A 21,068-nucleotide genomic window follows, 5' to 3' on the forward strand; every position below is an offset into this window, starting at 1 on the left:
AGAAATGACCACGGACATACGGCTCGTCGTTCTCGACATGGCCGGCACCACCGTCGCCGACGGCGGCCTGGTGGAGCGGGCCTTCGCGGCCGCCGCCGGAGAACTGGGCGTCGAGCCCGGATCCGCGGACCACGCGGAGAAGCTGGACTACGTCCGCGCCACGATGGGCGAGTCCAAGATCTCCGTCTTCCGGCATCTGTTCGGCGAGGAACCCCTCGCCCAGCGGGCCAACAGCGCCTTCGAGAAGGCCTACGGGGAACTGGTCGACGCCGGGCACATCGCGCCCGTCGCCGGAGCGCGCGAGGCGATCGAGGAGCTCACCGGGTCCGGCCGGACCGTCGTGCTGAGCACCGGGTTCGCCCGCGTCACCCAGGACGCGATCCTCGACTCCCTGGGCTGGCGGGACCTGGTACCGCTCACCCTGTGCCCGGCGGACGCGGGAGGCCGGGGCCGCCCGTACCCCGACATGGTCCTGGAGGCCTTCCTGCGCACCGGGGCGGCCGACGGGGTCCAGCAGACCGCCGTCGTGGGCGACACCTCCTACGACATGCTCAGCGGCGTCCGCGCCGGGGCCGGCCTGGTCGCCGGCGTGCTGACCGGGGCGCACGACGCCCCGGCGCTGTGCGCCGCCGGGGCCGGACACGTCCTCGGCTCGGTGGCCGAACTGCCCGCCCTGCTCACCGGATCCGGCCGGCCCGACGGGACCGGGCGATGACCAGCGGCGTCCGCTTCGACCGGGTGTCCGTCGTCTACGACGGCACCACGGTCCTCGACGGCCTCGACCTGACCGTCGGACCCGGCGAGGTCATGGCGCTGCTCGGCCCCTCCGGATCCGGGAAGACCACCGCGCTGCGGGCCGTCGCCGGCTTCGTGCGGCCCGCCTCGGGGCGGGTGTTCATCGGCGACCGGGACGTGACCGACCTCCCGCCCCACCGGCGGGGCATCGGCGTGGTGGTCCAGCAGTACGCGCTCTTCCCGCACCTGCGCGTCGAGGAGAACGTCGCCTTCGGGCTCAGGGCGCGGAAGGTCGCCAGGAGCGAGATCCGCGGGCGGGTCGCCGAGGCACTGGAGATGACCGGGATGGCCGCCTACGCCCGGCGCCACCCCCGGGAGCTGTCCGGCGGACAGCAGCAGCGCGTCGCCATCGCGCGGGCCCTCGCCATCCGGCCCGGCGTCCTGCTCCTCGACGAACCGCTGTCCGCCCTCGACGCGCAGCTGCGCTCCGGAATGCTCGCCGAACTCGCTCGCCTGCACCGCGAGTTGCCGGACGTGTCGATCCTGTACGTCACCCACGACCAGGTCGAGGCGCTCACCCTGGCCGACCGGATCGCGGTCATGGACAGGGCGCGGCTGCGGGACTGCGGGACACCGCGGGAGCTGTACCGGACGCCGCGCACCGAGTTCACGGCGTCCTTCGTGGGCAACGCCAATCTGCTGCCCGTGACCGTCGGAGCCGGCACCGTCTCCCTCGCCGGGACCGAGCTGAAGGTCGACACCGCGGATGCCGCGCCCGGCGCCCTCGCGACCCTGTGCGTACGCCCCCACCTCGTCGGCCTCGGCCCCGGCCCCAACCAGCTCGCCGGAACCGTCGGCGAGGTGCAGTGGCGGGGATCCACCCACCGGCTGTACGTCGACGTCGAGGGCCACCGGGTCATGGCGGACCTCCGCGATCTGCGCGAACCGCCCGTCCACGGCGACCCGGTGACCCTGCACTTCGCCCCCGACGACGCCGTACTGCTGTCGGCGGGGGTGACCGCGGATGGCTAGCGCCGCGGCCACCGCCCCCGCGACGGCGTCCACCGGGGCCCGCCGCCGGATACCGCCGTGGGTGTGGGCCCTGCCGCCCGTCGCCGTCCTCGGTCTGGTCTTCCTCTACCCCCTCGCCCTCGTCGTCCAGCAGTCCTTCCACCCGGACACGGGCGGCACCTCGGCACAGGCGTACGGCGACGTGTTCGCCTCCACCGCCTTCCGCGAGGCGCTCGGCACCACCGTGTGGCTGGCGGCCGGCTCGACGGTGGGGTGCCTCGTCCTCGGGTTCCTGCTCGCCCTGGTCATCGCGTTCGTGCCGTTCCCCGGCGGGAAGGCCGTCGCCCGGTTCATCGACGTCTTCCTGTCCTTCCCGTCCTTCCTCATCACCCTCGCCCTGCTGTTCCTGTACGGCAGCGTGGGCGTCGCCAACGGACTGTGGACGGACGCGACCGGAGCCGCCGAGGGACCGTTCCAGTTCCTCACCACTCCGTGGGGCGTGCTGCTCGCCGAGATCACGTACTTCACCCCGTTCGTGATGCGGCCGCTGCTCGCCGCGTTCTCGGGGATCGAGACCGCCCAGCTGGAGGTGGCGTCCTCACTGGGGGCGCGGCCCGCGCGGATCGTCCGGCAGGTGATCCTGCCCGAGGCGCTGCCCGCGCTCGCGGCCGGCGGCAGCCTCGTCCTGGTGCTGTGCCTCAACGAGTTCGGGATCGTCCTGTTCACCGGGGCGAAGGGGGTCACGACCCTGCCGATGCTCGTCTACAGCAAGGCGATCCTGGAGTCCGACTACCCGGGAGCCTGTGTCGTCGCCGTCGTCGACGTCCTGATCTCCGTGGGCCTCTACGGCCTGTACCGGGTGGTGAGCCGTCGTGCTGGTGCATAGCCGCAAGGGGAAGTGGGCCGTCTGGGCCGTGTTCTTCCTGCTCTTCCTGCCCCTGTTCGCGCTGCCGCTCCTCGTCGTGCTGGCGGCCTCCTTCGCCACCAACTGGTCGAGCGTCCTCCCGTCCGGCTTCACGACCGGCCACTACGCGGCGGCCACCCGCGGCGAGTCGCTCCAGGCCCTGACCACCAGCCTGGTCACGGCACTCACCGCGAGCGTCCTCGCGCTGGTCGTCGGCACCTGGGCGGCGCTCGCCGCGCACGCCCTCAGGCGACGGGGCGCGCGCGTCCTCGACGCGCTGTTCATGCTGCCGGTGGCCGTGCCCTCGGTCGTCGTCGGCCTGGCGGTCCTCGTCGCCTTCTCCCGGCCGCCGGTGCTCCTCAACGGCACCCGGTGGATCGTCGTCCTCGCGCACGCCGTCCTCGTCACGGCCTTCGCCCACCAGTCGGTCTCGGCCGCGATCGTGCGCCTCGACCCCGCGTACGAGCAGGCCGCCGCCTCGCTCGGCGCCCGCCCCTCCTACGTGCTGTGGCGGGTGCGGCTGCCGCTGCTGCTGCCCTCGCTGACCGCCGCGGCGGGCCTCTGCTTCGCCCTGTCCATGGGCGAGTTGAGCGCCACCATGATGCTCTACCCGCCGGACTGGACACCGCTTCCCGTCCAGATCTACGCCGCCACGGACCGCGGTGCCCTCTTCACCGGTTCCGCGCTCGCCGTGGTCCTCATGACCGCGACCCTGCTCGTCCTGTTCGCCGTCTCCCGCATCCGCACCCGGGCCACCTACCGCTGACCGGCCGGTCCGCCTCGTCACCGATCGACCCCACCACGCAAGGAGTTCACCTCGCCATGCCCAGAGACATCCGCCTCACCTCGCTCGCCGCCGTCCTCGGCGCCCTCGCCCTCGCCTCCACCCTCACCGCCTGCGGCGGCGACTCCGCCGCCTCGGAGGCCAAGACCGTCACCGTCTACAGCGCGGACGGTCTCAAGGGCGAGAACGGCGACGGCTGGTACGACCAGGTCTTCAAGGACTTCGAGAAGCAGACCGGCATCAAGGTCGAGTACGTGGAGGGCGGCTCGGGCGAGATGGTCCAGCGCGCCGTGCGCGAGAAGAGCAACCCCCAGGCCGACGTCCTCGTCACCCTCCCTCCGTTCATCCAGCAGGCCGACGGCAAGGGGCTGCTGCAGAAGTACGCCCCGAAGGACTCCGGCCAGGTCGACGGCGCCGACAAGGCTTCCGACGGCACCTGGACCTCCGTCGTCAACAACTACTTCGGCTTCGTCTACAACAAGAAGGAGCTGAAGCAGGCGCCCACCACCTGGGACGAACTGCTCGGCGCCACGTACAGGAACAAGCTCCAGTACTCCACCCCCGGTGTCGCCGGCGACGGAACCGCCGTGCTCATCAAGGCGATCCACGACTTCGGCGGCAAGGACGCCGCACTCGCCTACCTGAAGAAGCTCCAGGCCAACAACGTCGGCCCGTCCGCCTCCACCGGCAAGCTCGCCCCCAAGGTCGACAAGGGCGAACTGCTGGTCGCCAACGGCGACGTCCAGATGAACTACGCGCAGTCCAAGGACATGCCGAACCTCGGCCTCTGGTTCCCGCGGGCCACCGACAAGGCCACCGACGCCGCCGGCAGGCCAAGCACCTTCACGCTCCCGTACGCCGCCGGTCTCGTCACCAAGGCCCCGCACACCGAGAACGGCAGGAAGCTCCTCGACTTCATGCTGTCCGCCAAGGCCCAGCAGCAGGTCAGCGAGATCGGCGGCGGCTTCTCCGCGCGCTCCGACGTCAAGGCCACCGACGCCAACGCCATCGCGCTGACCAAGCTCATGGACGGCGTCGAGGTCTTCGAGCCCGACTGGGCGGACATCGACAAGAACCTCACCACGTACGTCGAGGACTGGAAGTCCGCCACCGGCAGCTGAATCGGCAGCCGCACCGCCGGGCACGAGCGCTACCGGGTGATCGACGGTGTGGCGGTGGGCCCCGCCTGACCGGACCGCGACCGTACCGCTCTGACTACGCTGGGGGCGTCGGCACAGCGTCGTTCCGGCGCCCCCGGAGCCAGTGCGTGCGAACGCCAGGACGGCAGGAGACCCAGCAGATGTCAGAGCGCAAGCCCATCGAGTCGTGGCTCACCGACATGGACGGTGTGCTCATCCACGAGGGTGTGCCGATCCCCGGCGCCGACGCCTTCGTCAAAAGGCTGCGGGAGTCCGGGAAGCCGTTCCTGGTGCTCACCAACAACTCCATCTACACCGCCCGTGACCTGCACGCGCGGCTGCGCCGCATGGGCCTGGACGTCCCGGTCGAGAACATCTGGACCTCCGCCCTGGCCACCGCCAAGTTCCTGGACGACCAGCGGCCCGGCGGCACCGCCTACGTCATCGGCGAGGCGGGCCTGACCACCGCGCTGCACGACATCGGTTACGTACTGACCGACCACGAACCGGACTACGTGGTCCTCGGCGAGACCCGTACCTACTCCTTCGAGGCCATGACCAAGGCGGTCCGGCTGATCGAGGGCGGCGCCCGGTTCATCGCGACCAACCCCGACGAGACCGGCCCGTCCACCGAGGGCCCGCTGCCCGCCACCGGCGCCGTCGCCGCGCTGATCACCAAGGCGACCGGGAAACAGCCGTACTTCGCGGGCAAGCCGAACCCGCTGATGATGCGGACCGGTCTGAACGCCATCGGCGCGCACTCCGAGACCAGCGCGATGATCGGCGACCGCATGGACACCGACGTCCTGGCCGGGCTGGAGGCCGGGATGGAGACCTATCTGGTGCTGACCGGTCTCACCACGCGTGAGGAGATCGAGAAGTACCCGTTCCGGCCCTCCAGGATCGTCGACTCGATCGCGGACCTCGTAGACCGGATCTAAACCATTCATGACCCGTCCGGAGCAGTCGCGGGCGTCAGCGGATGCGTCGTAGAGCCCACGGGGGGAGTCTCCAGATATCTGGAGGTTCACGATGGGTTCATGGAAACTCACTCTCTGCGCCGGTGCCGTGACCGCTGCCGCGCTGACTCCCACCGCGTACGCGGCCGCCCCCGCCGGGTACGCGGCCGCCGCCCGGAGTGACGCCACGGCCGTGTCGGTGACACCCGCGGCCCCCGCGCCCGGCAGCGACATCCGGCTGCGGGCGGAGGGCTGCACGGGAAGCACGGGTACGGCCGCGTCCACCGCGTTCGTCTCGGACGCGCGGCTCACCGGTTCGGGCGGGGTGCTCACCGGCGAGACCCGGGTCCGTACCTCGCTGTCGCCCGGCACCTACGACGTCACGGTCGGCTGCGAGGGCGGTCAGGGCCGACGGCAGGTCACGGGCACGGTGACCGTCACCGGGCAGGCGGAACCGCTCTCCACGCTCTCCGCCCCCGCGTCGCTCCCGGTCCCCGCCTCACCCGTCGCACCGGTGCACGCGGGCGGCGGCGGCACCGCCGACGCCGACGGGAGCGGGGGACCCGCGGTCGCCGTCGACGCGCGGGCGACCGGTCCCGGGGCCCGGCAGGCGGTGATCGGCCTCGTCCTCGCGGGCGTCGCCGCGGTGGCCGTGGCGCTGCGCAGCGCCCGCCGGGGCCGAGACACCTCCGAGTGACATGCCGGACAGGGAACGTTCCCCGGGTGTGGGGCGACTGCTGACGGGCGTCGCCTGGGCGCTGCTGCTGCTCGGGCTGTGGCTGTGGGGCAGAGAGGTGACCGACGTACGGCTCGGGATGTCGGCCCCGACCACCGGAGACATCGCGGCGGTGGGACGGCCGCCGGAGGTGCGGATGCCTCCCCCGCTGAAGCCGCTCGGCGACGCACGGCCGCAACGGGTCGACATCCCCTCGATGGGGATCCGTGCACCGGTCGTCGCCCGCGGGCTCGACACCCAGGGCGCCATCGACCCGCCACCCTACGAACAGCCGGGCGTGGTCGGCTGGTACGCCGCGGGAGTGCAGCCGGGGTCGGCCGGCACCGCGCTGTTCGTGGGACACGTCGACACCGAGACCCGGCCCGCGGTCTTCTACAAGCTCAGCGCGATGCGGCCGGGCCAGACGGTCCGGGTGATGCGCGACGACGGGACGGTCGCCGAGTTCACCGTCGACGACGTCGCGGTCCTCCCGCGCGACCACTTCGACGCCCGGCAGGCCTACGGGCCGCGGCAGTCGGGGCGGGCCGAGCTGAGACTCGTCACCTGCGGAGGCACCTTCGACCGGACCCGCCGTACGTACACCGCGAACGTGGTCGTGTCCGCGTACCTCACCGGCAAGGGCTTCTGAGGGCGGGGCGGACTCCCTACGGGGTCGCGCACACCTGGCCCGGCCGGCGGCCTGCTCCCCCCGGGGCCACCGACCGGACCGGTCCTCGACCGTGCGCGCACGGGCTGCGGGAGTAACCCGGCGACAGCGCGGGAGGTCTGCGACCGTTCCGGACGGTCCGCGCCACGGGTCGGAGCTCGGTGATCCGGACGACCGGCGCGGCGCGAGAGGCGAGGGGCCGGGAGCGGTCGAGGCAACTCTAGAGCGGAAGGGCTTCCCGGCCTAGGGGCTGCCGGACACCGGACGTCGGACACCGGTCGGCGGCCCGGGGCGCGGTGCGGGCCGGGCCGGGCCGAGCGGCGCCCGCCCGTCACCCGCGGGCCTGTAACAGCTCTCCGACAGGGTTCGGGGGATTTCGTGGGGGAGGGGGCGTTCATGCCACGATTGACCCTCGATGCGGTGCAGCCGAGGGGGAGTTGGATGTACGGCGGCAAGGGGGCCCGGGTGCGGGCGTCCATGGCGGTGACGGGGGCGCTCCTGCTGCTGACGGGATGTTCCGACGCGGGGGGCGGCCGGCAGCGGGGCGACGGTGCGGGCGCCGGGACCACGCGGGCCGGCGGTTCCGCCCCGTTCTGGGTCAACCCGGCGGGCAACGCGGCCGAGCAGGCCGCCGCGTACGCCAGGGCGGGCAGGAAGGACGACGCCGAGCAGATCCGCAAGATCGCCGGGCGGCCGACCGGGGAGTGGATCGGGCCGCGGGACCCGGAGCGGGAGGCGCGCGGCCTCACCCGGGCCGCCCAACGGGCCGGCCGGGCCGCCGTGCTGGTCCTCTACAACATCCCGCACCGCGACTGCGGCCGGTTCTCGCGGGGCGGCGCCGCCGACGGCGCCGCCTACCGGGCGTGGATCGACGGGGTCGCCCGGGGGATCGGCGACCGTCGCGTCACGGTGATCCTGGAGCCGGACGCGGTCCTGCACCTGGTCGACCGGTGCACTCCGGCCGGGCCGCGGGAGGAGCGTTACTCCCTCCTGAGGGAGGCCGTGACCAGGCTCAAGTCCCTGCCGGGCACGAAGGTGTACCTGGACGCGGGCAACGCGGGCTGGGGCCGCCCCGACCAGATCTTCCGGCCGCTCGAACGGGCGGGCGTCGGCCTGGCCGACGGCTTCGCGGTGAACGTCTCCAACTTCTACTCGACCCGGGACTCCGTCGCGTACGGCAAGCGGCTGTCGGAGAAGGTCGGCGGCAAGCACTTCGTCGTCGACACCAGCCGCAACGGCAACGGTCCCTACACGGCCGGCCGGCCCGACGAGAACTGGTGCAACCCACCGGGACGCGCGCTGGGCGAGAGCCCGACGACGAGGACCGCCGATCCGCTCGTCGACGCCTATCTGTGGGTGAAGCGGCCCGGCGAGTCGGACGGCACCTGCAAGGGCGGCCCGAAGGCGGGCGACTGGTGGCCCGCGTACGCGCTCGCGCTCGCGAAGGCCTCGCGGTGAAGGCCCGCGGCCGGCGGCGGAACACCTGACCGGGGGCACCCTCCGCCGTCGCGCGGAGGGCGCCCCCGGTCGTGCGGGCGGGCCGGGGTGGCTCAGGGGACCCTGATCCACCGGGCCTCGGACGGCGTTCCCCGGGCGTCCGTCACGAAGAGCATGTACCAGCCGGACTGCACCAGATTCCGGTTCCCGGGCACGGTCACCGTGATCCCCCTCGCCGTCGTCCTGAAGTCCAGCGCGATGGAGCGCTGGTCGACGTCGGTGACATGGGTCGACGCGCTCGGCCGGATCAGCCGGGCCGCCCGCACGGACGAGGCGTCCGGCGAGGCGAAGGTCGCCGAGCCGCCGCGCGCCACGGTCTTCGGGCCGCCGGACAGGCCGGGCCGCGCGCCGTGGTGGAGGTACGGCGGTGTGTAGATCTCGATGCGCTGCTCGAAGGTGCCGGGTTCGGTGTCGGCCTTGTCCGCGTAGAGCGGGTTGGAGCCGAAGAACATCACGCGTCCGTCGGGCAGCAGGATCGAGCCCGAGTGGTAGTCGCGGCCCACCAGGGGATCGGCGACCCGGTCGAAGGTGCGGGTGCGGGGGTGGTAGATCCGCGCCTGGAGGATGTCGGAGGCGCCGCGCCCCCGGTAGTCCTCGGAGCCGCCGGACACCAGGACCGTGTCGTCGGGCAGGATCGAGGACTGCGGATAGCGGGTGCCCTTCTCCAGCTCGGGGCCGTCGGTGAACCGGGGGTTCCCGGCCTTCAGGTCGATCAGCCGGGTCTTCCTGCTGGAGAGCTTCGACTCGCCGACCCCGCCGCCGCCGATCACCAGGTACCGCTCGTCCTGGGCGGGCGGCAGCAGCACCGTGCCGGAGGTCTCCATCAGGGTGGGGTCGCTCAGGCCGGGCAGTGCGGTGAACCGGTTCGTCGCCACGTCCCAGATGCCGGGGGTGCGGCCCACGTCGTCCGGCCCGTAGCCCGCGTTCGAGCCCGAGTAGAACATCTTGCCGTTCTGCATCAGGCTGATCGCCGGATAGGTCGGGAACCGGCGGACGCCCTTGGTGTAGGCCCACTTCCCCGTCCGCGGGTCGAAGACCTCGTTCTTGCCCGGGACCAGCTGGCCGATCTCGTCCAGGCCGGAGAGACTGAGGATCTTCCCGTCGCTCATCGTGGTCAGCGTCGGGTACCAGCGGGCCTCGTTCATGGGGTCGACCCTGATGTACCGCTCGGCCACCGGATCGAACTCGAACGCGTCCCGGATCCCCTGGAAGTCCTTCTTGTCCAGGGCGAGTTTCTGGGCGATGCCGTACGTGTTGCGCGCGTCCGCGCCCGTCAGGCCCCGGACCCGGTAGTTGTCCTGGCTGCCCGTCTGGTACCGCCGGCCGCTCTTCTGCGCCTCGACGTAGATACGGCCCAGGCCCGGGTCGTTGCGCAGGAACGCGCCGGTCGAGCGGTCGAAGACCTTCTTCGCGCGCGGGACGAGTACCGGGTCCTTGGAGACGAACGTCCTGCCGTTCTCCCTGCCGGTGAACCGGGTGCCCGCGGGCAGGGTGACCGGCCTGTCGGGGTTCTCGTTGTGGACGACCATCAGTCCGCCGGCCTTGGTCACGTCCCCTTCCAGGGTCTCGTAGCGCTTGGTGCCGCCCGCGATCAGCAGCTTGCCGTCGGTGAGCTGGGTGTGGCCCGTGCAGAACAGGTCGGCCGGCGTCGGGATCGTCCTGACGGTCCCCTTGACCGGGTCCCAGAGCCGCGTGTCGAACTTCTTCGCGTCGAAGTTGTCCTGGTTGTTGCCCGACCCGGCGATCAGCAGGACCTTGCCGGTGTGCAGCAGGGCCGCGTGGATGGTGTTCAGGCGGTACCGCCTGGGGAAGCGGACGATGTCCCAGTGGCCGTTCTCGGCCTTGTACGCGGGCCTGTCGATCGCGTACCGGTGGTACCTCTCCGTACCGAAGCGGTAGACCCACGGGCCGTTCATGCCGGTCAGGGCGAGTACCGCCACCCCGCCGATCGCGAGACGACGGGCGCGGCGGCGACGGGAACCGTCCCTCATCGCTCACGCTCCCCGAGGGAGACCCGCGGGGTCCGGCCGTCGTCCGCCCACGCGGCCGGCAGGCCCGGCCCGGACGGCGGCACGGGCGGGGGAGCGGTCCCCACGGGCGGGACCGGGGGCCTGCGTCGGGCCCGGCGCAGCGTCCACTGCCAGGCGGCGATCGGCGAGGCCGTGATCAGCAGGGCGAGGCAGGCCCAGGTGATCATCGCGGGGTGGGCGTGCCCGAGCAGGAGCCCGGCGACGATCGATCCGGCGAAGACCACGACGAAGGACAGATGGATGCGGAAGGTCCCGAACAGCGTGTCCGGGCTCGCCGAATCGCCCTTGGGGGTCACCACGAACCCGCTCCTGCGGCGCAGCACGGCGTCGGTCAGCGAGCGGGCGTAGACCGGTGCGGAGAGCGCCGACATGATCATGCCGGCGACGCCGCCTGAGCCCTCGGGTTCGTGCGGGGAGACGTTGTGCCGGCGGTTCCACACGTACAGGCCGATCTGCAGCGCGGAGGCGTTGCCGTACAGCATCAGCCAGACCGTCGGGTCGATGTTCACGCCCGAGGCGCCCAGGCCGAGGAAGAGCGTGCAACTCAGGGCCGCGAGGATCCAGTTGAGGGCCGACATCGGATAGAAGATGATCATCATGGTGTAGTTGAGGAGCTTGCCGGGCGGCAGTGAGTAGAAGCCCTTCCAGTACTGCTTGAGGATCGTCTCGTAGGTGCCCCGCGACCAGCGCAGCTGCTGGGTGAAGAAGTCCGTCCAGGCGTTCGGGCCCTCGCCGACCGCGAGCACGTCCGGGGTGTACACCGAGCGCCACTTGCGTCCCGTCGCCGGATTGCGGTGGCGGTGCATCTCGAATCCGGTCGCCATGTCCTCGGTGATCGAGTCGTACAGTCCGCCGATCTGCCGCAGCGCGCTGATGCGTACGGCGTTGGAGGTGCCCACGAACATCGGGGCGCCGTAGCGGTTGCCGGCGCGCTGGATCAGCGCGTGGAAGAGGAACTGCTGGGACTCCGCGGCCTTGGTGATGGGGTTGTCGTAGTTGCCGTACACCTGCGGGCCGATCACGAAGCCGACGTCCGGGTCGCGGAAGAAGCCGAGCATCCGTTCCAGGTAGTTGGGCAACGGCACGTGGTCGGTGTCGACGGAGGCGAAGAAGTCGTAGGTGTCGCCGTGCGCCTCCAGCCAGGCGTTGTAGTTGCCGTGTTTCGTCCTCGCCCGGTGCGGTCCCGTGGGCCGGTTCCACCGGGCGACGCCCTTGCGGGAGAAGTGGTGCACGCCCAGCCGCCGGCAGACCTCCTTCACGTCGGGGTCGTCGCCCTCGTCGAGGAGCCAGACGTGCAGCAGGCCCCGGTGACGCAGCCGGACGGCGGCCTCCAGGGTCTTCGTCACCATGGCGAGCGGCTCCTTGCCGGGCACGAAGGAGGTGAGGAAGGCCACTCTGGTGCCGGTCTCGGGCACCACCGGGACCGGGTCGCGGGCGACCAGCGTGGCATGCGCGTTCGAGAGCACGTTCATGCACCGGAAGAGCTCGATCAGGCCGATCGAGACGAGCATCACGGTGTCGAGCGCCGGCAGGAAGTCGTGTGCCGGGTGGTCGCGTTGGGTCCAGTGCTCGGGCCGGAGCAGCCAGCCGAGCAGGACGAGCGAGAGCAGCGGCGCGGCGCCCAGCATGAGGGCGGCCCGTACCCGGTGCGGCTCCTGGGACAGCAGGGAGCGGTACCGGACCTTGTACGGTCTGCCCGGATCGGGCCGTGTGAGCGGCCCCGCGAGCCTGCTGTAGTGCTCGTAGTCGTATCTCGGCAGGGACTTCGTGATCCTGTCGAGGTCGCCGGTCCGTTGCGACGGCACCCTGGGCCGGGCCGCTCGGGACGCGTCGGAGTCCTGTCGGGCGCCTGTCGGCGTCGACGTCATGAGTCATTCCCCCCACACGCACGGTCGGGTGCGTGTTCGTCGGTTCCTTCCGCCCGGCCGGATCCCCCTGGACCGTCGCGGACGCGTGCCTGTGGGCGGCGTCACCGCTCGGTCCCCTTCAAGAAGTCCGCGGAAACGCGACCCTCCGGTCGCACAGCGCCCCATGGGCACCTGTTCGTGAACGGGGTCCCCACCCCCACGGACGCAACCGGTCGATCCCCCAACTGCCGTGCACCGGCAGTCTCTTGTGCCCCAGGGTTCTATGGCGCCCGCCATGATCGCAAGGCGCGAAACCCACTGTTAATCGGTCATACGAGCTAATCGGGATATCTGTGCGAAAGTGTGGCGTCTTCGTACGACGAAGGGCCCCCCGCCGATGGCGGGGGGCCCTTCTGTCGGTGCGCCGCCAGGGACTCGAACCCCGGACCCGCTGATTAAGAGTCAGCTGCTCTAACCAACTGAGCTAGCGGCGCCTGCTGACCCGAGAACTCTACCCGATCCGAACGGGTGCTCCCGACCGCGCTGCGGGGCCCGTTCCGTCCACGGGCGGCCCCGTACATCATTCGGACCGTCAACATGCGACACCGGACGACAGTTGAGAAACTGACGAGTGTGCAGAAAAGCGGAGATTTCTATCTGGAGGGTGAGGGGCGACGCATGGAGACTCCGGTATTCGAGGAATTCGATCCCGCGAGTGACTGCGATTGCCCCGGATGCGCGCGCGTGCGGCGTTTCCCGACCCCTTCCGCGCTCCCGGGGCCGGCCGCCCGGACGGCGGCGCGCAAGGCCCTCGCGATCGGGGCGGCGGCGGGCGCGGCCCTGGTCGCGCTCCCGCCGGTGCCCGCCGTCGCCGCCGCGCACGCACCCGCCCGGCCGGGCGATCCTCCAGGTGACGAGCCCGACACGCCGCAGGGCGGTGAGGCCCCGCTGCACGGTCCGGCCGGCGGCCCGGCGAAGCCGGGGACCGGGGCCGTGGCGCCCGCCACCACCCGTGCGGCGATCATCAACCGGGCGAAGAAATGGATCACCGCGCAGGTGCCCTACAGCATGTCCGCGTACTGGTCGGACGGATACCGGCAGGACTGTTCCGGATACGTCTCGATGGCCTGGGACCTTCCCGGGAACGAATGGACGGGCAGTCTCGACACGTTCGGCGTACGCATTTCCCGCGATCAGCTGGAGCCCGGCGACATTCTCCTCTTCCACAATCCGGCGGACCCCCAGAACGGTTCGCACGTCGTTCTTTTCGGCGGCTGGACCGACTACACGCACACGTATTACATCGCCTACGAACAGACCCGCCCTAACACCCGCCGGCAGGCCACTCCGTACGCGTACTGGAGCAACTCGGCCCGCTATGTGCCCTACCGCCACAAGGGGCTGGCCGACGGCACGGGCGGCGCGCAGCCCACGGTGCCGGGTACCAAGACCCCCTACCCGGGCCGGACCGCCTTCGGCCCCGGCGCGAACAACGCGTACGTCACCCAGCTCGGCCGGCTGCTGGTGGCGCGGGGCGGCCGCCGCTTCTACACCTCGGGCCCCGGGCCGCGCTGGACGAACGCGGACCGGCGGGCCACCCAGGCGTTCCAGCTGGCCCAGGGCTGGAAGGGAGCGGGCGCCGACGGGCTGCCGGGGCCGCTGACCTGGTCGTACCTGGTGGAGGGGAAGGGCAAGGACATCCCGCCCGCGGCGGGGACCGCGAGCACGGCCGGTACGGCGAGTACGGCGAGTACCGCCGGTGCGGCCGGTGCCCTGAGCACCGCCGGTACGGCGAGAACTGCGCGTGCCGCCGGTAAGGCGAGTACCGCGAGTACAGCCGGAGCCGCCGGTAAGGCGAGTACCGCGAGCACAGCTGGAGCCCCCGGTAGGGCGAGTACAGCCGGAGCCGTGAGTGCCGTGAGTGCCGTGAGGGCGGTGAGTGTCACGAGCGCGGCGAGTGCCGCGCCGCCCGCCGTGGTCCCCGGCTTCCCGGGCCGCGGGACGTTCCTGCCCGGGTCGCACGACGCGTACGTCACCCTGCTCGGAAGGCAGCTGGTCAAGAGGGGTTTCGGGGCCTTCTACACGACCGGGCCCGGACCGGACTGGGGCGAGTCGGACCGGCGCGCGGTCGAGGCCTTCCAGCGGGCGCAGGGCTGGCGGGGCGGGGCCGCGGACGGTTTTCCGGGTCCGGAGACCTGGCGGCGGCTCTTCTCGTGACCGGCTCACCACGACCGCACGGGACCCGCGCGCGGCGCGGGCCGCCCGGCCGGCGCGGGGGTCCCTGACGGAGCATCACGGCCCACGGTCCCGACGCGGGCCGTGAGCGCACGTCCACGCGCGGAGGCATGGAGGCAGGTATGACGTCGACCACTTCACCCACTCCGGAACCCGAGGAGGGCCCGGAGCACGGCACCGTCCGGTCCGCCCGGCTCATCCACAACGAGGCGACCACCGAGATCCCGGTCCACCTGCTCTTCCGGGACGAGGCGGACGCGCTGCCGGTGCCGCTCGCGCCCGACGCCGTGGAGCGGCCGCCGGACACCACCGTCCCGCTGCGGGCGCGGGCGGAAAAGGGGGAGCGCGAACCGGCACGGACGCGCCGGCCCGCTTCGGGCCGGTCCGCGCGCCCGGTGCCGGAGGTCGATCCGGCGCTGGTGGAGCGGCCCGCGCGGGTACTGCCCGCGGCGGCGGGTGTGCTGGCCGGGGTCTGCGGGGTGGCCGGCTGCGTCCTCACCACCTGGTGGACGGGGACGCTGCCGTCGGCTGCGGGGCACGCGTTCGGGCTGCCGGGACACGCGGGTTCCGGGCTCGGTCCCGCCCAGATGGGGGCGTACGCCGGAGCGGGCGCGCTCGGTCTCCTCGGCTTCGGCGGTCTGGCCCGCGGCCGGACCGGACGGGCCTGGGTGCTCCGTCTCTTCGGCGGCTACCGCGGCACGGTGCGGCGCGCCGGCCTGATGTGGATCAACCCGCTGGCGACGCGGCGCCGGGCCGACGTACGGCTGCGCCACTGGCGCAGCGAGCCGATGCCGGTGGTCGACGCGAACGGGGTGGCGCTGCGGGTGGTGGTGCTCGTCGTGTGGCGGGTCAAGGACACGGCACGGGCCGTGCTCGGGGTCGAGGACCATGAGACGTATCTGCGCGAGTGCGTGGAGGCGGCGCTGTCACGGGTGCTCACGCGGTTGCCGGCGGACCTGCCGCCCTCGGTGGTCAAGGACGTGACCCTGCGCAACACCGATGCCGTCGGCGAGGCGCTGACCGCGCTGGTCGCCGAGGACGCGGCGCCGGTCGGTCTGGAGGTGTTCTCGGCGCAGCCGACCCGGATCGAGTACGCGCCCGAGGTCGCCGCCGTGATGCAGCGTCACCGGATCGCCGCCCTGGACGCCCGGCACCGGGACTCCGTGCTCGACTCGGTCGTCGACTCCGTCGAGGACACGGTGACCCGGCTGACCCTGCGCGGTCTGGTCGAGCTCGACGACTACGAACGCAAGGCGCTGGTGAAGGACCTGACGGTGGCGTTCTGCACCGGGCGCGGGGAGGGCTCCTCGTGAGCGTGTGTGATTGGTCTGGACATGTTCAAGAAGCCGCAATAATCTGTGACTTGGTCTAGACCTGAAAAACGCGCGCACGGCTCACGAGAACCTCCCCCACGTCCTCCAGGAGCGGCAGCATGCGCATACGCACGCCCAGGAACAACGTCAAGTGGTACGCGGCCCTCGTCGGCCTCGCCACCGCGAGCACCTTCGTGCTCGCCACCGGCAGTGCCGGCGCCCACGGCTACACCGATCAGCCCCTCAGCCGGCAGAAGATGTGCGCCGGCGGCGGCACCGTCGCCAACTGCGGTGACATCCAGTGGGAGCCCCAGAGCGTCGAGGGGCCCAAGGGGTTCCCGGCGGCGGGTCCCGCGGACGGCCGGATCTGTTCCGCGAACCACACCAACTTCGGCCAGCTCGACCAGCCCAAGACGCCCTCGGGCGGCGCCTGGCCCACGACCAGGGTCACCGGCGGCCAGAGCTACAGCTTCCGCTGGCAGTTCACGGCCGTGCACGCCACGACCGACTTCAAGTACTACGTCACCAAGCCCGGCTGGAACCAGAACCACGCGCTCACCCGGGCCGACCTGAACACCACACCGTTCCTGACGGTGCCCTACAACGGTCAGCGCCCGCCGTCCACCCTCTCCCACTCCGGCACCCTGCCCAGCGGTCTGAGCGGACATCACGTCATCCTCGGCGTGTGGACGATCGCCGACACCGCGAACGCGTTCTACTCGTGCGCGGACGTCACGTTCTGAGAGTCCCGGACGTACCGATCCGGGACGTGCCGACCCGGATGATCTGAGCCTCCCTTGAGGCGCCGGTCCACCCCCCACGGGTAGGTTCCACGCACGTCGCCATGACCATGACGGCGTGCGTGGAACCGAACCTGACACACGGGGGTATGTCATGGACGTCATCTTCTATGTGGTGCCCGCGCTGATCATGGCCGGGGCGACCTCCATGGCGGTCCTGGTGGTCCGCCGGTCGCTGGACATGCGCCGGGCGTGGAACAGCGGACTGACCGCGGAGGCGCGCTGTCTGCGCTCGTACGCGACGACCAGCGGCGGCGGTGACACCTCCGTGTCCACGACGCTCCACCACGTCTACGAGTTCACGACGCGTGACGGCCGCACGATCCGCTTCGAGGAGGCGAACGGCCCGGCGACGGTCCTCGACGGCGACATCGTCACCGTCCACTACAGCGCCGACCGCCCGCAGAAGGCGACGGCCCACGCGCCCCGCCGGGGGCTGCTGGCGGCGGGCACGGTCTTCGTCCTGGTCTTCTGCACGGTGGTCGTCCTCCTCTGCGCGGGCTTCATGGTGGGCTTCCACGCGTTCTCGTCGGCGTGGGACTCGGCCTGGACCGGTCGGGAGGAGTTCGAGGGCGCGCCACTCCCTTTCTGACGAGCCGTCAATTATGGTGCGCGTCCATGGGGTTCATGAGGCGCACCGTCGCGGAACTCGTAGCGGAACGGTGGGGCGACCACCGGCCGGGGCTGTGGTTCGAGGGGCGCGTCCTGAGCCACCACCAGGTGACGGCGGCCGCGGCCGCACGGGCCGCGCTCCTCGCCGAGCTGCTCCCCGCGGGAGCCGAGCCGCACCTCGGCGTCCTGCTCGACAACACCCCCGAGTACCCGATGTGGCTGAGCGCAGCCGCGCTCGCCGGTGCCGCCGTCGCCGGGATCAACCCGACCCGCCGCGGACCGGAACTCGCCCGCGACATCCTGCACACCGAGTGCCGGGTGCTCGTCACCGAGCGGAGTCATCTGCGTCTCCTCGACGGCCTCGAACTGCCCGGTGTACGCGTCCTGGTGACCGACACCGAGGAGTACGCCGACCTCCTCGCGGCGTACGAGGGGGCCCGGCCCGAGGCGGCGTCCGTGTCCCCGGGCGACCGCCTGCTGCTCTACTTCACCTCCGGCTCGACCGGCGCGCCCAAGGCCGCGATCTGCACCCAGGACCGGCTGGCCGCCGCCGGACACTCGCTCGCCGGCCACTTCGGGGTGCGGCCGGAGGACACCCACTACATCTGCATGCCGATGTTCCACGGCAACGCGGTGATCGCCGACTGGGCGCCCGCGCTGGCCGCGGGCGCCCGAGTCGCGCTCCGGCGCCGCTTCTCCGCCTCGGGCTTCCTGCCGGACGTACGGGCCTGCGGAGCCACGTACTTCACCTATGTGGGCCGTGCCGTGCAGTACCTGCTGGCCACGCCCGCCCGCCCCGACGACCGGGACAACCCGCTGCGGACCGGGTTCGGGACCGAGGCGGGCGTGGTCGACGCCGCCGCCTTCGAACAGCGCTTCGGGGTACGGCTGGTGGAGGGGTACGGCTCCTCGGAGGGCGGAGCGGCCGTCCAGCGCACGCCCGGCACCCCGGCCGGGGCGATCGGGCGGGCGGCGCCCGGCGACGACCTCGCCGTGGTCGACCCGGAGACCCGCGCCGAATGCCCCGCGGCCGTCTTCGGCCCGGACGGCCGGCTGCTCAACGGGAGCGCGGCGATCGGGGAACTGGTGAACCGCGGGGCCAGCCCCTTCGAGGGGTACTGGCGCAACCCGGCCGCCGACCTGGCCCGGCGGCGGGACGGCTGGTACTGGACGGGAGACCTCTTCTACCGCGACAGCGACGGCTTCCTCTATTTCGCGGGCCGCACGGACGACCGGCTGCGCGTCGACAGCGAGAACCTCGCCGCCGCGATGATCGAGAACATCCTCGCGCGCTTCCGGGGCGCGGCGGCCGTCGCGGTGTACGCCGTGCCGGACCCGGTGGCGGGGGACCAGGTGATGGCGACGGTGGCGTCGCGCGACGACGTCCCCTTCGACCCGCGCGCCTTCGCCGCGTTCCTGGCCGTGCAGCCCGACCTGGGGACCAAGATGGCACCCCGCTTCGTACGGATCGTGGAGCGGATGCCGGTCACCGCCACCAACAAGATCCACCGGGCGGCGCTGCGGCGCGCGGGCTTCCGCTGCGCCGACCCGGTGTGGTGGCGTCCGCCGGGGGAGCGGGCCTACCGCCGCCTCACGGAGGCCGATGTGCGGGCCCTGCTGGCCGAGTACCGGGCGCGGGGGCGGGAGGACCTCCTGCCGGCGACACGGGGCTGAACTCGCCCCGGCCGCAACGCCGTTCGCTCCCGTTCCGGCCCGTTCCCATGGTGTGTACCGGTCTGTCCCCAGGTCCGGCGGGGTCCCGCAGCGGTCGTGCGGAGGTCTCGGACGGCGGAGGAATCCCCGCGGCCCGACCGGGGGAGGATGCACCCGGACACCGGTACACGTGTCGCTCGTGCCGAGGACGGCGCCGCGCCGAGGAAAGAGGGAACATGCGTCAGCTCATCCGGGCCGGGTCGGCCGTCCACGCCGCTCCGTCCCGCGCCGCGGGAACGGCCGGCCGCCCGGACGGTGTGGAGCACTCGCGCCGCCCGGACGGTGTGGAGCACTCGCGCCGCCTGGACGGTGTGGAGCGCGCGGCGGCCCGTGGCGTGGCGCCGGTGGGGGCCGGCGGGTGTGACACCGGGTGCGGACCCCCCACCGAGTTCTTGTCATGCCCCTGTTAAACGGGTGTCTCCCTTCGGCTCCGCGCCGCACGCCGGCCCGGCCGCCACGCCCCCCACAGCCGCCCGACGGTCCGCGGTGTCCCGCGACCGCCCGGAGTCGCCGGCCGCCCCGTCCTCCGTCCCCGACCGCATCTCCGTCCCCGCGTCCCCCGACCCGCGCCTCCGTCCCCGAACCGTGCACTCGGCCGGACGGCCCGCGGATCCCTCCACCACCCTCGTCAGTCCTTCCCGAAAGGCGTGAGCGCCCATGTCCCCCACGCATGACCGCAGTCACAGCGACGATCTGCTGTCCTTCGTCCGCTCCAGCCCCTCGCCCTACCACGTGGTCGCGAACGCGGCCCAGCGTCTGGAGAAGGCGGGGTTCCAGGAACTGCGCGAGACGGACGACTGGGCGGCCGGCGCCGAGGGCGGCCGGTACGTCGTCCGCGCGGGCGCGCTGCTCGCCTGGTACGTCCCCGCGGGCGCTCCGGCCCGTACGCCGTTCCGGATCATCGGTGCCCACACCGACTCCCCGAACCTGCGGATCAAGCCCGAACCGGACACCGGGACGGCGGGCTGGCGGCAGATCGCCGTGGAGGTCTACGGCGGTGTGCCCTTCAACACTTGGCTGGACCGGGACCTCGGGGTCTCGGGGCGGCTGATGATGCGGGACGGGTCCAGCCGCCTCGTCAGCGTCGACCGGCCGCTGCTGCGGGTGCCGCAGCTCGCCATCCACCTCGACGGCGGCGTCAACGAAGGCGTCGCGCTGGACCCGCAGCGGCACCTCACCCCCCTGTGGGGGCTCGGCGACACCCGGCCCGGTGCCCTGCTCGGCCGGATCGCCGGGGAGGCCGACGCCGACGTCGCCGACATCCTGGGCTGGGACCTGATGCTGCACGACATCCAGGCGCCCGGCTATCTCGGCGCCGACGAGGAGTTCCTCGTCTCCTCCCGCCTCGACAACCAGATCTCCGTGCACGCGGGCGTCACCGCGCTGGTGGCCGCCGCGCACGCCGAGCGGCCGCCCGCGTACGTCCCGGTGCTCGCCGCCTTCGACCACGAGGAGGTCGGCAGCGGCTCCTGGTCGGGAGCCCAGGGACCGCTGCTGGAACGGGTGCTGAGCCGGTCCGTCGGCGCGCGCGGCGGGAGCGCCGAGGACTTCCACCGGGCCCTCGCCGGCGGATTCTGCGTCTCCGCCGACATGTCGCACGCCGTGCACCCCAACTACGCCGAGCGCCACGACCCGGACCACCAGCCGCTGCCCAACGGCGGTCCCGTCGTCAAGGTCAACGTCAACCAGCGGTACGCCACCGACGGCACCGGAGTCGCCGTCTTCGCCGCCGCCTGCGAGCGGGCGGCGGTGCCCTGGCAGCCGTTCGTCTCCCACAACGCCATACCCTGCGGGACCTCGATCGGACCGATCACCTCGGCCCGGCTGGGCGTCCCGACCGTCGACGTGGGCGTACCGGGCCTGTCGATGCACTCCTCCCGCGAGCTGTGCGGGGCGAAGGACCCGGGTCTGCTGGCCCGGGTGCTGACCGAGTTCGTCAGGGCGGGCTGAGGACGCGCCCCGTCCGCCCGGAGACGCGCGAAAGCCCTCCACGGCCGTGGAGGGCTTTCGTTGCTGTGCGCCGCCAGGGACTCGAACCCCGGACCCGCTGATTAAGAGTCAGCTGCTCTAACCAACTGAGCTAGCGGCGCATGACTCTCGCCTCCCG

17 protein-coding genes and 2 tRNA genes are annotated in these 21,068 nt (G+C 72.3%); 15 read left to right on the top strand and 4 right to left on the bottom strand.

Annotation, left to right across the window (positions count from 1 at the left end; genetic code table 11):
- Window positions 1-4: 4 nt before the first annotated feature.
- The 9 genes from OG776_RS26045 to OG776_RS26085 all read left to right on the top strand — a co-directional run bounded on the left by OG776_RS26045 (window position 5) and on the right by OG776_RS26085 (window position 8,372).
- Window positions 5-715, top strand: a complete 711-nt coding sequence (locus OG776_RS26045; RefSeq protein ID WP_329322608.1) for an HAD family hydrolase — start codon at window positions 5-7, stop codon at window positions 713-715.
- Window positions 712-1,767, top strand: coding sequence for an ABC transporter ATP-binding protein (locus tag OG776_RS26050; RefSeq protein WP_329322609.1), 1,056 nt, complete (start codon window positions 712-714; stop codon window positions 1,765-1,767). The genes OG776_RS26045 and OG776_RS26050 overlap by 4 nt, the downstream gene beginning before the upstream one ends.
- Window positions 1,760-2,632 carry a 2-aminoethylphosphonate ABC transporter permease subunit gene (locus OG776_RS26055; protein WP_148008579.1) on the top strand — a complete coding sequence of 291 codons (873 nt, stop codon included), beginning with the start codon at window positions 1,760-1,762 and terminating at the stop codon, window positions 2,630-2,632. The genes OG776_RS26050 and OG776_RS26055 overlap by 8 nt, the downstream gene beginning before the upstream one ends.
- Window positions 2,619-3,416: an ABC transporter permease gene (locus tag OG776_RS26060; RefSeq protein WP_148008578.1), complete on the top strand. Its 798-nt coding sequence runs from the start codon at window positions 2,619-2,621 to the stop codon at window positions 3,414-3,416. The genes OG776_RS26055 and OG776_RS26060 overlap by 14 nt, the downstream gene beginning before the upstream one ends.
- 56 nt (window positions 3,417-3,472) lie before the next feature.
- On the top strand, window positions 3,473-4,555 hold the full coding sequence (locus OG776_RS26065) for a 2-aminoethylphosphonate ABC transporter substrate-binding protein (protein ID WP_329322610.1): 1,083 nt from the start codon (window positions 3,473-3,475) through the stop codon (window positions 4,553-4,555).
- Between the two features lie 179 nt (window positions 4,556-4,734).
- Window positions 4,735-5,514 carry an HAD-IIA family hydrolase gene (locus tag OG776_RS26070; RefSeq protein WP_148008576.1) on the top strand — a complete coding sequence of 260 codons (780 nt, stop codon included), beginning with the start codon at window positions 4,735-4,737 and terminating at the stop codon, window positions 5,512-5,514.
- A 91-nt stretch (window positions 5,515-5,605) separates the two neighbouring features.
- Window positions 5,606-6,229, top strand: a complete 624-nt coding sequence (locus OG776_RS26075) for a hypothetical protein (RefSeq protein ID WP_148008575.1) — start codon at window positions 5,606-5,608, stop codon at window positions 6,227-6,229.
- 1 nt (window position 6,230) lies between these two features.
- On the top strand, window positions 6,231-6,896 hold the full coding sequence (locus OG776_RS26080; RefSeq protein ID WP_148008574.1) for a class F sortase: 666 nt from the start codon (window positions 6,231-6,233) through the stop codon (window positions 6,894-6,896).
- A 459-nt stretch (window positions 6,897-7,355) separates the two neighbouring features.
- On the top strand, window positions 7,356-8,372 hold the full coding sequence (locus OG776_RS26085; protein WP_148009404.1) for a glycoside hydrolase family 6 protein: 1,017 nt from the start codon (window positions 7,356-7,358) through the stop codon (window positions 8,370-8,372).
- 92 nt (window positions 8,373-8,464) lie between these two features.
- Here OG776_RS26085 and OG776_RS26090 read toward each other — a convergent pair whose 3' ends face one another.
- The 3 genes from OG776_RS26090 to OG776_RS26100 all read right to left on the bottom strand — a co-directional run bounded on the left by OG776_RS26090 (window position 8,465) and on the right by OG776_RS26100 (window position 12,782).
- On the bottom strand, window positions 8,465-10,402 hold the full coding sequence (locus OG776_RS26090; RefSeq protein WP_329322611.1) for a galactose oxidase-like domain-containing protein: 1,938 nt from the start codon (window positions 10,400-10,402) through the stop codon (window positions 8,465-8,467).
- Window positions 10,399-12,309: a glycosyltransferase family 2 protein gene (locus tag OG776_RS26095; RefSeq protein ID WP_329322612.1), complete on the bottom strand. Its 1,911-nt coding sequence runs from the start codon at window positions 12,307-12,309 to the stop codon at window positions 10,399-10,401. The genes OG776_RS26090 and OG776_RS26095 overlap by 4 nt, the downstream gene beginning before the upstream one ends.
- Before the next feature lie 399 nt (window positions 12,310-12,708).
- Window positions 12,709-12,782, bottom strand: a tRNA-Lys gene (locus OG776_RS26100).
- A gap of 184 nt (window positions 12,783-12,966) precedes the next feature.
- Here OG776_RS26100 and OG776_RS26105 point away from each other — a divergent pair.
- The 6 genes from OG776_RS26105 to OG776_RS26130 all read left to right on the top strand — a co-directional run bounded on the left by OG776_RS26105 (window position 12,967) and on the right by OG776_RS26130 (window position 20,911).
- Window positions 12,967-14,505, top strand: coding sequence for a peptidoglycan-binding protein (locus OG776_RS26105; RefSeq protein WP_329322613.1), 1,539 nt, complete (start codon window positions 12,967-12,969; stop codon window positions 14,503-14,505).
- A gap of 140 nt (window positions 14,506-14,645) precedes the next feature.
- Window positions 14,646-15,836 carry an SPFH domain-containing protein gene (locus tag OG776_RS26110; protein WP_329322614.1) on the top strand — a complete coding sequence of 397 codons (1,191 nt, stop codon included), beginning with the start codon at window positions 14,646-14,648 and terminating at the stop codon, window positions 15,834-15,836.
- Between the two features lie 119 nt (window positions 15,837-15,955).
- Complete coding sequence (locus OG776_RS26115) at window positions 15,956-16,579, top strand: lytic polysaccharide monooxygenase auxiliary activity family 9 protein (RefSeq protein ID WP_329322615.1); 624 nt, start codon at window positions 15,956-15,958, stop codon at window positions 16,577-16,579.
- A gap of 151 nt (window positions 16,580-16,730) precedes the next feature.
- Window positions 16,731-17,228 (top strand): DUF3592 domain-containing protein, encoded by a 498-nt coding sequence (locus tag OG776_RS26120; protein WP_148008568.1) that lies wholly within the window; start codon window positions 16,731-16,733, stop codon window positions 17,226-17,228.
- A 35-nt stretch (window positions 17,229-17,263) separates the two neighbouring features.
- A complete protein-coding gene (locus OG776_RS26125; RefSeq protein ID WP_410093169.1) occupies window positions 17,264-18,922 on the top strand; it encodes an AMP-binding protein in 1,659 nt (552 codons plus the stop codon).
- Window positions 18,923-19,618: 696 nt separating this feature from the next.
- Window positions 19,619-20,911 carry a M18 family aminopeptidase gene (locus tag OG776_RS26130; RefSeq protein ID WP_148008566.1) on the top strand — a complete coding sequence of 431 codons (1,293 nt, stop codon included), beginning with the start codon at window positions 19,619-19,621 and terminating at the stop codon, window positions 20,909-20,911.
- A gap of 66 nt (window positions 20,912-20,977) precedes the next feature.
- Here OG776_RS26130 and OG776_RS26135 read toward each other — a convergent pair.
- A tRNA-Lys gene (locus OG776_RS26135) sits at window positions 20,978-21,051 on the bottom strand.
- Between the last annotated feature and the right edge of the window lie 17 nt (window positions 21,052-21,068).

Origin of the sequence: Streptomyces sp. NBC_01689 (assembly GCF_036250675.1) — a bacterium.
GTDB lineage: Bacteria > Actinomycetota > Actinomycetes > Streptomycetales > Streptomycetaceae > Streptomyces.